The organism is Mesorhizobium qingshengii, assembly GCF_900103325.1.
In the GTDB taxonomy this organism is placed as follows: Bacteria; Pseudomonadota; Alphaproteobacteria; order Rhizobiales; family Rhizobiaceae; genus Mesorhizobium; species Mesorhizobium qingshengii.
Window position 1 is genome coordinate 37,317 of the sequence record NZ_FMXM01000030.1, and the last position, 11,866, is coordinate 49,182.

Below are 11,866 nucleotides of genomic sequence, written 5' to 3' on the forward strand. Positions count from 1 at the left end.
CTTACCGATCATCATCGAACGTCGGAGCCGCCCCTCATCCGCCTGCCGGCACCCTCTCCCCGTTCTTTACGGGGTGAGGGTGATGGGCAGCGCCTACTTGGCCGCGCAGAGCTTGTCGCGCGTCGTCGACATCGCAGCCGCCGCCGAGAAGCCATAGGGCTCGATGATCTTGGCGAACTCGCCGGACTTCTTCATCTTGGCCAGTTCGACGTCGTAGGCGTCGCGCAACGCCTCGTCGCCCTTCTTGAAGGCGGCGCCGTCGCAATAGACCGGCGCGCCCTGCACCGGCGCGATCACCTCGAGGTTCGGATCAGCGGCCTTCTTGACCAGGTCGTTGATCGACAGCACGGGGAGCGAATAGGCATCGATGCGGCCGTCCTGCAGCATCTTCACGCCGCTCTGGCCGTCCGGTACGACGATGACGCGCTCGCGCGGCACGCCGGCATTGAGCGCCAGCTTCTCCTCGGTGCCGCCGCCCGGCGCGCCAATCGTCGCTGTCGCGTCCTTGGCGACATCCTCATAGCTCTTGAAGCCTTTCGGATTGCCCTTCTTCACCAGCATCGCCTCGGCATCGCACAGCACCGGCTCGGAATAGGCGACCGCCGCGCAACGCTCCGGCTTCATGAACAGGCCGGCGGTGACGACGTCGAAGCGCCCGGCCTTCAGGCCAGGGATCATCGCGCCATATTCGGAGATCGAGGCGACGATGTCGTTGACGCCAAGACGTTTGAAGATCTCACGCGCCACATCGGGTGCGGCACCCGAAACCTTGCCGTCGGCGGCGACCGCCGTATAGGGCGGCTCGTTGGCGATGGCGACGCGGGCGAAACCTTGCGCCTTCAACTGTTCGAGCTTGCTGTCGTCGGCCGAACCGGCGGTCGAGGCGGCCAGCACCGCCGTCAGTGCAAGGCCGGCGACGCCGGCCAGAATACCAAGTTTCTTCATTGTTCCCAACTCCTTGCTTCTTGTCTTGGTTTTGTTACGAGACGGCCTCGCCGCCCTTGAGGACGGCGTTTCCGCCTCGGGCATGGCGGTCAGACGCGATGTCCAGCCGCGATGATCTTCTTCAGGAAGCCTTGCGTGCGCTCCTGCTTGGGATGGCGGAAAATCTCGTCGGGCTTGCCCTCCTCAACGATCTTTCCCCGATCGAAGAACAGAACCCGGTCGGCAAAGTCGTGGGCAAAACCCATCTCGTGGGTGACCAGCAGCATTGTCATGTCGGTCTCGGCGCAGAGCCGCCACAACACGTTGAGCACCTCTTCGACCAGTTCGGGGTCGAGCGCCGACGTCACCTCGTCGAACAGCATGATTTTCGGCTGCAGGGCGAGCGCCCGGGCGATCGCTACGCGCTGCTTCTGGCCGCCGGACAGCTGCGCCGGCATCGCTTTGGCCTTGTCGGCCATGCCGACCATCTCGAGCAGGTCCATCGCCCGCTTTTCGGCGGCGGCGCGCGGCATGCCCTTGGTCAGCATCGGCGCCAGCGTGACATTGTCGATGACGCTCTTGTGTGGAAACAGGTTGAACAGCTGGAAGACCATTCCGATCTTCTGGCGCATCTTGGCCAGATGGCGCTCGTAGGCAGGCAGCAACTGGCCATTGCGCTCCATGTGATAGAGCTGCTCGCCGTCGACCTGGATGTGACCGCCATCGATGCGCTCCAGCGTCATCAGGATGCGCAGGATCGTCGTCTTGCCTGAGCCGGACGGGCCAATCAGCGCCAGCTTCTCGCGTGGCATGACCTGCATCGACAGGCCGTCCAGCACCTTGAAGCTGCCGAAGCTCTTCGAGATGCCGTCGATCTTGATGATGGGCGCGGTTGCGGACAAGTGAATTTCCCCGTGCAGGAGAAGCCTGTGCCCTTAACGATGCGGAACGCGCCAAATCATGTCAATTGGGAAAATAATATCATGACAATTATTCTGATTCCGCACAATTTCGGAACATCGCCTGCCTAGATTGCCAGCAGCAGATGCTCCGGATCGCCAAGCAGCAACTTGGTGACAACGCCGAGGCCGGCACGCAGTTCCCCCTCGGTGGTCGAACCCAGCGAGATGCGCACCGCCGGATGCCATGGCGCGTCCGAAATGCGGAAGGAGGTGCCGGGCGCGATCGCCACGCCCCGCAGCCGTGCCTGGGCGACAAAGCTCTCCTCGGTGCGATCGGCGGGCAATTGCAGCCAGATATGCAGCCCGTCGCGGCGGGCGCGATAGTCGACCCCTGCCAGCACCTCGGCGGCGATGTCCTGCCGCCGCCGCAGTGCCGTGCGTTGCCAGCGGACAAGTTCCATCGCGGTGCCGTCGGTCACCCATTTGGTGGCGATCTCGGCCACCAGCGGCGTCGCCATCCAGTTGGAAACCAGATGCCGGTTGGCGACGGCTGCGACATAGCGGTCGGGAGCGGCGAGATAGCCGATGCGCAGACCAGGCACGGTGATCTTGGTGAACGAGGTGACGTAGAGCGTACGCTCCGGCGCAAAGGCTGCGACCGGCGGCGGCCGGTCCTCGACCAGGGGACCCAGCACATCGTTTTCGATGATGGCGATGTCGTGCTTGCGCGCGACCGCAGCGATCTGCTCGCGCCGTGCGGCATCCATCAGCGTCGCCGTCGGGTTGATCACCGACGGCTGCACGAACACCGCGCGGATGTCGGAAAGCCGGCAGGCCTCGTCCAGCGCCTCGGGGATCAGGCCATTGCCGTCGATCGGCAGTCCTTCGAGGTTGAAGCCGAGATAGCGCGCCAGCGGCACCAGCGTGTGGTGACCGATTGCCTCGGTGGCGACGGTCGAACCAGGCGGCGCCACGCTCATCAGCGCCACCGTCATGCCGGCGGTGGCGCCATTGGTCAGGCTGATGTTCTGCGCGGAGATGTCGAGCCCGCACAGCTTCAGCCATTCGACCGCCACCGCGCGGTGGCGCGGAAACACCATGTTGGGCCGGAACGAGAGCGCCGAACTCGACGGCAGGTTTTCGGCCAGCCAGCCGAGCGCCTGCTTCAGCCGCTCCAGATGCATCGGCTCGCAGACCGGCTTCAGGATCGAGAGATCGATGACCTCGCCCAGCCGCTCGGGCAAATAGGGCGGCTCCGGCTCGCGGCGCTGCGTCTGGACGAAACTGCCGCGACCGATCTCGCCCGAAATCAGGCCGCGCCGGATCAACTCCTCATAGGCACGGCTGACCGTCTGCACCGACAGTTTCAAATCGTCGGCCAGCCGGCGATGGGTTGGCAGCCGTGCACCGTTGGCAAGGCGCCCGTCATGGATGGCGCGCGCGAACTGGTCGGCCAGCGATTGATAGGCTGGCCGCCGGATGAGCGTGGGATCGGGTTGCCACAATGTCATGACTTATTAGAGATCGAAATCAGTGCAATTGACAATCGAAATAATGCGCCGTCATGGTGCGGTGGACGAAAAAGTGGACGCCGATGACATCAGCGAAACTCGACCCGATCGACCTGAAAATCCTCGAAGCCATCCAGCGTGACGGACGCATCACCAAGCTGGCGCTGGCCGAGCAGGTCGGGCTGTCGCCGACGCCTTGCTGGATGCGGCTGCGCAAGCTGGAGAAGGCCGGCATCGTCTCGGGCTATCACGCCCGGATCGCCATGCGCGTCGTGGCACCCGTTGCCACAGTGCTGATGGAGGTGACGCTGGCCAACCACCGCCAGGCCGATTTCGACCGCTTCGAGCGCGTCATCCGCGACATCCCCGAGATCGTCGCCTGCTGGTCGGTGGGCGGCGGCGTCGACTATGTGCTGAAGGTGATGGCGCGCGACATCGACGCCTATCAACGGCTGGTCGACGGCTTGCTCGAGCGCGAAATCGGCATCGACCGCTACTTCACCTACATCGTCATCAAGACGGTGAAGGACGAGACCGTTCTGCCGGTGGCCGATCTGTTGCCGGTACAGATGTAGCAACATCCGAGAGAGATCATCTGCATGGGCCACGCAATAGAGATAATCTCTCTACGCACCGGCGCTTAAACAGCCTCTTTCCTTCGCGGGACAGACCTACTCTTGCGGCATCACCCCAACCGGGAGCAGCCGATGATGTCCGCGCATTTTGCCCGTTCGCACCGCCACGAAGCGCTTGACCGCCTCGCCGACCGCCGGCTGCTGCGTGAGCTTGCCTATGTCGATGGCCACTGGACGGCGAGCGAGGCGGCCGAGAGCTTCGAGGTCACCGATCCGGCGACCGGCACCACTGTCGCCTTCGTTGCCGCGCTGGATGCGCGGCAGACGACAAACGCGATCGATGCCGCCGCGCGAGCCTTGCCGGCCTGGCGGTCGCTGCTGCCGCAGGAGCGTTCAAGGATTCTGCGAAAATGGTTCGAGCTGATCATCGCCGCGAAGGATGATCTGGCCCTGCTGATGACACTGGAACAGGGCAAGCCGCTGCAAGAGTCGCTGGGCGAGATCGACTATGCCGCCTCCTTCGTCGAATGGTATGCCGAGGAGGCCAGGCGCCAGAACGCCGAGAGCGTCACCAGCCATCTGCCGAACGCCGAAATGATGGTGCGACGCGAGCCGCTGGGTGTCGTCGGTGTCGTCACGCCGTGGAATTTTCCGTCGGCGATGCTGACCCGCAAGGCGGCCGCGGCACTCGCCGCCGGCTGCACCATCGTCGCGCATCCGTCCTCGGAAACGCCTCTCTCGGCGCTGGCGCTGGCCGAACTCGGCGAGCGCGCCGGCCTGCCCGCAGGCGTCTTCAACATCGTCACCGGCAAGGCTTCGACGATCGTCGGCCGGATGTGCGAAGACCCGCGTGTTCGCGCCATGAGCTTCACCGGCTCGACCGAGATCGGCAGGCTGATCGCCGCACAAAGTGCCGCGACGATGAAGCGACTGGTGATGGAGCTTGGCGGCCACGCGCCGCTGATCGTCTTTGCCGACGCCGATCTCGACAAGGCCGTGAGCATCGCCATCGACGCCAAATTCGCCACGTCGGGGCAGGACTGCCTCGCCGCCAACCGCATCTATGTGCAGCGTCCGATCTACGATCGCTTCTGCGCCGCCTTCGCCAGGCGCATCGAACAATTGCGGACAGGCAACGGCCTTGCCCAGGAAATCGAGATCGGGCCGCTGATGCATGAGCGCGCCGTCCTGAAGGTCGAAGCGCAGGTCGCCGATGCGCTGACCCATGGCGCGCGCTGTCTCACCGGCGGTGCGCGGCACCAGGCCGGGCCACTGTTCTACCAGCCGACGCTGCTGGTAGATGTCGCCGATGAAGCGCTGATCATGCGCGAGGAGACCTTTGGCCCCGTCGCCGCCGTCACTCCGTTCGACAGCGAGGACGAGGTGATTGCCCGCGCCAACGCCACCGAATATGGCCTTGTCGCCTATGTCGTGACCGAGAACGGCGCCCGCCAGCAACGCATGGGCCGCGCGCTCGACTACGGCATGGTTGCCATCAACCGCGTCAAGATCACCGGCGCGCCGATCCCGTTCGGTGGCGTCAAGCAATCCGGCATCGGCCGCGAGGGCTCGCGCCACGGGCTCGAAGCTTTCACGGATCTCAAATACCTCTGCCTGGACGTCGCATAGGTTCGTCCGGCCATCCCTCAAGGAGTCAAAAAATGCTCGACCAGTCCAACGAACTCGCCGCCTGGGATCGCGACCACTTCTTCCACCCCTCGACGCATATGGGCACGCATGCGCGCGGCGAGAGCCCGACCCGCATCATGGCCGGCGGCGAAGGCGTCACCGTCTGGGACAACAATGGCAGGAAGAGCATCGATGCCTTCGCCGGACTCTATTGCGTCAATGTCGGCTATGGCCGCCAGAAGATTGCTGATGCGATCGCAGCCCAGGCCAAGAACCTCGCCTACTATCACGCCTATGTCGGTCACGGGACCGAGGCCTCGATCACGCTTGCCAAGATGATCATCGACCGCGCGCCAAAGGGCATGTCGAGGGTCTATTTCGGTCTCTCCGGTTCGGACGCCAACGAAACCAACATCAAGCTGATCTGGTACTACAACAATGTGCTCGGACGGCCGGAGAAGAAGAAGATCATCTCGCGCTGGCGCGGCTATCATGGTTCGGGCGTGATGACGGGATCGCTGACCGGGCTCGACCTGTTCCACAATGCCTTCGACCTGCCGCGCGCGCCGATCCTGCACACCGAGGCGCCCTATTATTTCCGCCGCGCCGATCGCTCGATGAGCGAGGAGCAGTTCTCGCAGCATTGCGCCGACAAGCTCGAGGAGATGATCCTGACCGAGGGTCCGGAAACCGTCGCCGCGTTCATCGGCGAGCCGATCCTCGGCACCGGCGGCATCGTGCCGCCGCCTGCCGGTTACTGGGAAAAAATCCAGGCCGTGCTGAAGAAGTACGACGTGCTGCTGGTCGCCGACGAGGTGGTGACCGGCTTCGGCCGACTGGGCACCATGTTCGGCTCCGACCATTACGGCATCAAGCCGGACCTGATCACCATCGCCAAGGGCCTCACCTCGGCCTATGCGCCGCTGTCGGGCGTCATTGTCGCCGACAAGATGTGGCAGGTGCTGGTCGAGGGTTCTGACAAGCTCGGCTCGCTCGGCCATGGCTGGACCTATTCGGCGCATCCGATTTGCGTTGCCGCAGGTGTGGCCAATCTAGAACTGATCGACGAAATGGACCTGGTGACAAATGCCCGCGAGACCGGCGCCTATTTCCGCGCGGAGCTCGGCAAGGCGGTCGGCGGCCACAAGAATGTCGGCGACGTGCGCGGCGACGGCATGCTGGCGGCGGTCGAATTCGTCGCCGACAGGGACGACCGGGTGTTCTTCGACGCCTCGCAGAAGGTCGGCCCGCAGGTGGCGACAGCGCTTGCGGCAAGCGGCGTCATCGGCCGCGCCATGCCGCAGGGCGACATCCTGGGTTTTGCGCCGCCGCTCTGCCTGACGCGTGAAGAGGCCGACATCGTGGTGGCCAAGACCGCCGATGCGGTGAAGAGCGTGTTTGCCAATCTCTGAAATCGACCTGTGAATGCCATGACCAAAATCCTCCCCGCCACCATGGCCGCCGTGCTTTTGACCGGGCACGGCGGCCCGGAAAAGCTCGTCTACCGCACCGATGTCAAAGTGCCCTCGCCCGCGCCTGGTGAAGTGCTGGTCAAGGTCACAGCTTGCGGCATGAACAACACCGATGTCTGGGTGCGCCAGGGCGCCTACGGCACCGAAGAGGACGCGGCAGCGGTGTCGACTTGGCGGCGCCAAGGCAACACGCTGACCTTCCCGCGCATCCAGGGCACCGACACGGTCGGTACCATCGTTGCCGTCGGTGAAGGCGTTTCGCCGTACCGTATCGGCGAACGAGTGATGGTCGATTTCTCCATCTACAATCGCGAAGACGATTCCCTGGCCGACATCGACTATATGGGCCATGGCCGCGATGGCGGTTACGCCGAGTACCAAGCCGTGCCGGCCGATAACGCCCATGTCGTCGACACGAACCTGAGCGACGTAGAGCTCGCCACCTTCTGCTGCGCCTACCTCACCGGCGAACAGATGCTGGAGCGCGCTGCCTTGAAGGCCGGCGAGCGTGTGCTGGTCACCGGCGCCTCGGGCGGCGTCGGTTCCGGCATCGTGCAACTGGCGCGGGCGCGCGGCGCCGTTCCCTACGCCGTCGTCGGCAAGGGCAAGGAACAGGCGGTGCTCGACATCGGCGCCGAGGCTGTCATCACCCGTGGCATCGCCGACCTGCCGCAAGCCGTGAACGAGGCGACCAGCGGTCAGCCGATCGACGTCGTGGCTGACCTCGTCGGTGGAGCGATCTTCAACGACCTGCTGCGCATCCTTCGGCCCGAGGGCCGCTACACCACCGCCGGCGCGATCGCCGGTCCGGTCGTCCAGCTCGATCTGAGGACCATGTATCTGAAACAGCTGCAGCTGCATGGTTCAAGCCAGGGCACGCGCGCCGATTTTCGCCGCATCGTTGGATACATCGAGGCGAAGAAAATCTGGCCGCTGGTCGGCGGCGTCTACAAGCTCTCCGATTTCCACCATGCTCAGGCGGATTTCATCGCCAAGGATTTCGTCGGCAAGCTGGTGGTGGTGCCGGACGCCATGTGGAAAAGCGGATCCGGTTTCTGAGCCAAACAGACGTCGCGGCCAACGTGCCCTATGTGATCAGCCGCGACGCCGACTACGCCGCCCCCATCCATGGCGACGATCGCGGGATCCCGCCGTCCTCGTCGAGATCCGGCAGGACCTTTTGTCGACAGGGTCCGGCATCGAGGAGTGGGCGAACCGCCTGGCGGCGGCACTGCCCGCATAGCAGACGGAGACGGTGCCGTAAGCAATCTCAGCCTGCGTCGCTTCACTCCATGATGTGGTGAAGCGCGGCCGACCGATCGGCGGCGGCTTTTCCATCGCCTGACGGTCCACGGCATCCTGCCTTGCGTCGCTTCCACTTCGGTGGCCACGGCCTACCCCTATCTTCTCGGACGCGAAACACCATATGGTACGATCCAGCCATCTTGCTGGTCGCCGTGGGGGCGGGGGACGTCACATTGTCGGTGATTTTTTTGACAAGCATGACCGGCATGCTGCTGTCTTTTTCGGGCAATGCCGGCGATGGGCCTGGTGCTTGCCACCCCCAGCGGAGCTTGCCTGATGCCGTTTGAGATCGACCAGGCGACGATCGCGGCCTATCTGGAAGTCATCACCATCAATCTCGTTCTCTCGGGCGACAATGTCGTGGTGATCGGCATGGCGGCGGTCGGCCTGGCAAGAGACCTGCGCCAGAAGGCGATCATGACCGGCATCGCCGCCGCGGCGGTGATCCGTATCGTCTTTGCCGTGGTGGCGGTGCAATTGCTGGAAATCCCGGGCATCATGCTTGTCGGCGGCCTGCTGCTGTTCTGGGTCTGCTGGAACATGTTCGAGGAATTGCGATCCGCCGGCGACGCCAGTGACGGAAACGGCACAGACGTCGATCTCGACACGGCCAGCCTTGTGGCGAAACGACCGGCCAAGGCGCTACGCACCGCGATCATTCAGATTATTGTCGCCGACGTTTCGATGTCGCTGGACAATGTGCTCGCCGTGGCCGGCGCGGCAAGCGACGACATGGATGCACTGATCTTCGGTCTCATCCTGTCGGTGGTCCTGATGGCGGTCGCCTCGACGCTGGCGGCGGCGCTGCTGGCCAGATACCGCTGGATCGGCTGGCTCGGCCTTGCGGTCATTGTCTATGTCGCGGGCAGCATGGTGCTGGATGGCGTCGGGCAGTTGAAAGCGCTCGACTACGGAACGTTTTTTTCGAAGGCCTCATCGGCCCAGACTTATTAGACCTCCGGGGCGCTCGGCGGCCCCGGATCTTCAACCGGCAGTATTGGAGAGTAGCCTCGCCGTACGCTGGGCGTGAAGTGATGCCCCAAACAGCCGCTTTGGCAACACCCGGAACCTAGTTGCCGGAACCCCTGCCGGAATCGCCACCTTTATCGCCGGAATCGCCATCCTTGCCGCCGGTGTCACCGCCCTTGCCGCCGGTATCGCCGCCCTTGGCACCGGTGTCGCCGCCCTTGCCACCAGTGTCGCCGCCCTTGCCACCAGTGTCACCGCCGCTGGTATCATCTCCACCGCCGGGAACGTTGCTGTCGCCAAGACGTGTAAGCGTTGTCGCTATCAGCGAGGTTGTGAGGGGTGGGCATTGCTCAATTTGGTCTGACGAAAGGATACTCCTGCGATTGATCGCGATACAACACCGCGCATAGTTGGCGTCGGTAAGTGGTTGGCATTGGGCTGCTGTCAGCCGCGGCCGAATACTGTCCTGTGCTGCTGCGGAACTCGCCCAATTCGCAGCCAGAAGAGCAGATGAAATGAGTAAGGCCGAATGAGTTCTTCCCCTCCAAGCCAGATATCGTAACATTTCTTCCTCCAACGGAAAGCGCACATGGCCCCAAACCAAGGCGCTATCAACCAATTTCTACAATTTGGTAACATATTGTTATGTATATTGACTGAAAATACCTTTTTAAGGATTGATTTACCTTATTCTGCGAGGCTTGTTCGTCATGTTGACAACTAAAGGAGACGGTACGTGATGCGTTTCGCTACGCTTGTTGCCGTAGCCATGGTGGCAACTGGTTGCAGTGAAACCATGCAGACAACCAATGCGATGATGGTCACAAAGGGGTATGCATTCCCACCACCGGCCGCTCGTGTTTTCTGCGTCAGCCATCCGAGACTCTGCAGCACCGACGGGCAGGTCAAGCTGGTGACGCTGACGCCGGCACGCAAGGCCGAACTCGAAGCCGTGAACACCTCCGTCAATCGCCGGATCGAGGAGCGTAGCGACCTCGTCACGGCGGGCAGCGTCGACGATTGGCGCGTGCCGACCAAACAGGGCGACTGCGAGGATATTGCGATCCTGAAAAAGAGCGAGCTTTTGAAGCGTGGATGGCCGGCTTCCGCCTTGCTCCTGACGGTCGCGACACTCGGCGGCGAAGGTCACACGGTGCTTACAGTGCGAACCGACAAGGGAGACTTGATTCTGGATAACCGTGGCAGCGTGATCAGGGACTGGTCACGCACTTCGTACCATTATTTTGCCCGCCAATCCCAGTCCGCCAGCGGGAAGTGGGTGCGGATCAGCTCTTGACGGCTTTCGAGTTCCTTGCATCCGACTTCACTGCTCCGTGTCAGGCTAGACTTGGCGCCGACCAATTTCCGCCCAACGGGGCCTGGACGGCTTTATATTTCCGAGCCTCTATACCGGGCGGCTTCCACCCAGAATGCGAGAGCGATTGCTGGAGACCGTCCTTTCACTTCAAAATCCCGTCCCCGATAGCTCCCCGCCGCAATCCACACTGTCTTTGAACGTTGATAGATCGTGATGCCGCGCGCACTCGCCCGAGCGCATAGCTCTGCGTGATTTCGAGACATTTTTTCCAATCCCATTGCCATCGAAGCTGTAGAAACGATCGTGACGGAGAAGTTCTTCCCGCAAAAAGACCTGGTTGCAGAGCGACCGGCCTTGGTCACGGCGGGGAGGTATCCCAGATCCTCCACACGGGGCTGCTTTCATCCACAACGCCAGCGCAAGTGCTGGCGACAGTCCTTTCACCTCAAATCCAGTTGCTAGCTTCCTGCCGCGATCCACACAGTCTTTGAACGATGATGGATCGTAGTGCCAATGCGCTCGCACGCTGGCAGTTTCGCATCACGTCGATGCACTGGTTGCCCTCGGGATTGCTGAAGCAATGAACAGGCCAGAATTGCGTGCGGCCGCATTTTGGCGGGTATCCCAGCCAAGGCTCCACTTTTGGATTAGCTGGTCCGGCATGTTTGCCCATTAAGATGAATGCATCTTATTTCTATCAATTCCGTAGATTTGGCGCGAGTTCAACGGAGGCAGAAATGACCAAACCTCATTTCCGGAAACTGCTCGGCGCGCTGGTCGCCACGTCTGTCCAGTTCGGCACGCTCGGTTTCGCGTTCGCCGACACCACCATCCTCAACGTGTCCTACGATCCGACACGCGAACTCTACAAGGCCTATGACGAAGCCTTCGCCGCGCACTGGAAGGCCGAGACCGGCGAGACGGTCACCATCCAGCAATCGCATGGCGGATCGGGCGCCCAGGCCCGCGCCGTGATCGACGGCCTCGACGCCGATGTGGTGACGCTGGCGCTCGAAGGCGACATCAACGCCATCGTCGCCAAGTCGAAGAAGATCAATGCGGACTGGCGTACCAAATTCGACAACAACGCGGCGCCCTACACCTCGACCATCATCTTCCTTGTCCGCAAGGGCAATCCCAAGGCCATTCACGACTGGAACGACCTGGTCAAGGACGGCGTCCAGGTGATCACCCCCAACCCCAAGACCTCGGGCGGCGCGCGCTGGAACTATCTTGCCGCCTGGGCCTACGCCAACGCCAA

At 62.8% G+C, this 11,866-nt stretch carries 11 protein-coding genes; 7 read left to right on the forward strand and 4 right to left on the reverse strand.

The window, feature by feature from the left end; translation table 11 throughout:
- Window positions 1–93 precede the first annotated feature (93 nt).
- From ehuB to ehuR, 3 genes are all read right to left on the reverse strand, one after another.
- Window positions 94–945, reverse strand: a complete 852-nt coding sequence (ehuB, locus tag BLS48_RS31070; protein WP_091586020.1) for an ectoine/hydroxyectoine ABC transporter substrate-binding protein EhuB — start codon at window positions 943–945, stop codon at window positions 94–96.
- 89 nt (window positions 946–1,034) lie between these two features.
- Complete coding sequence (gene ehuA, locus BLS48_RS31075) at window positions 1,035–1,826, reverse strand: ectoine/hydroxyectoine ABC transporter ATP-binding protein EhuA (protein WP_091586022.1); 792 nt, start codon at window positions 1,824–1,826, stop codon at window positions 1,035–1,037.
- A 125-nt stretch (window positions 1,827–1,951) separates the two neighbouring features.
- On the reverse strand, window positions 1,952–3,337 hold the full coding sequence (gene ehuR, locus BLS48_RS31080; protein WP_091586024.1) for a MocR-like ectoine utilization transcription factor EhuR: 1,386 nt from the start codon (window positions 3,335–3,337) through the stop codon (window positions 1,952–1,954).
- Window positions 3,338–3,420: 83 nt separating this feature from the next.
- Between ehuR and BLS48_RS31085 the strand changes: the two genes are divergently transcribed.
- The 5 genes from BLS48_RS31085 to BLS48_RS31110 all read left to right on the forward strand — a co-directional run bounded on the left by BLS48_RS31085 (window position 3,421) and on the right by BLS48_RS31110 (window position 9,272).
- Window positions 3,421–3,912 carry an Lrp/AsnC family transcriptional regulator gene (locus tag BLS48_RS31085; protein ID WP_091586046.1) on the forward strand — a complete coding sequence of 164 codons (492 nt, stop codon included), beginning with the start codon at window positions 3,421–3,423 and terminating at the stop codon, window positions 3,910–3,912.
- A 135-nt stretch (window positions 3,913–4,047) separates the two neighbouring features.
- Window positions 4,048–5,541: an NAD-dependent succinate-semialdehyde dehydrogenase gene (locus BLS48_RS31090; protein ID WP_091586049.1), complete on the forward strand. Its 1,494-nt coding sequence runs from the start codon at window positions 4,048–4,050 to the stop codon at window positions 5,539–5,541.
- A 32-nt stretch (window positions 5,542–5,573) separates the two neighbouring features.
- On the forward strand, window positions 5,574–6,953 hold the full coding sequence (locus BLS48_RS31095) for an aspartate aminotransferase family protein (protein WP_091586026.1): 1,380 nt from the start codon (window positions 5,574–5,576) through the stop codon (window positions 6,951–6,953).
- Between the two features lie 18 nt (window positions 6,954–6,971).
- Entirely contained in the window at window positions 6,972–8,072 is a 1,101-nt protein-coding gene (locus BLS48_RS31100) for an alcohol dehydrogenase family protein (protein ID WP_167365318.1), read from the forward strand.
- A gap of 522 nt (window positions 8,073–8,594) precedes the next feature.
- Window positions 8,595–9,272 carry a YjbE family putative metal transport protein gene (locus BLS48_RS31110; RefSeq protein ID WP_091586051.1) on the forward strand — a complete coding sequence of 226 codons (678 nt, stop codon included), beginning with the start codon at window positions 8,595–8,597 and terminating at the stop codon, window positions 9,270–9,272.
- A 115-nt stretch (window positions 9,273–9,387) separates the two neighbouring features.
- Here BLS48_RS31110 and BLS48_RS35355 read toward each other — a convergent pair whose 3' ends face one another.
- Window positions 9,388–9,852, reverse strand: a complete 465-nt coding sequence (locus BLS48_RS35355; protein WP_143019558.1) for a hypothetical protein — start codon at window positions 9,850–9,852, stop codon at window positions 9,388–9,390.
- A gap of 174 nt (window positions 9,853–10,026) precedes the next feature.
- Between BLS48_RS35355 and BLS48_RS31115 the strand changes: the two genes are divergently transcribed.
- Both BLS48_RS31115 and BLS48_RS31120 read left to right on the forward strand, forming a co-directional pair.
- Window positions 10,027–10,584, forward strand: a complete 558-nt coding sequence (locus tag BLS48_RS31115; protein WP_091586030.1) for a transglutaminase-like cysteine peptidase — start codon at window positions 10,027–10,029, stop codon at window positions 10,582–10,584.
- Window positions 10,585–11,342: 758 nt separating this feature from the next.
- Window positions 11,343–11,866: sulfate ABC transporter substrate-binding protein (locus BLS48_RS31120; RefSeq protein ID WP_143019559.1), on the forward strand; the 524-nt coding region annotated here is incomplete at its 3' end.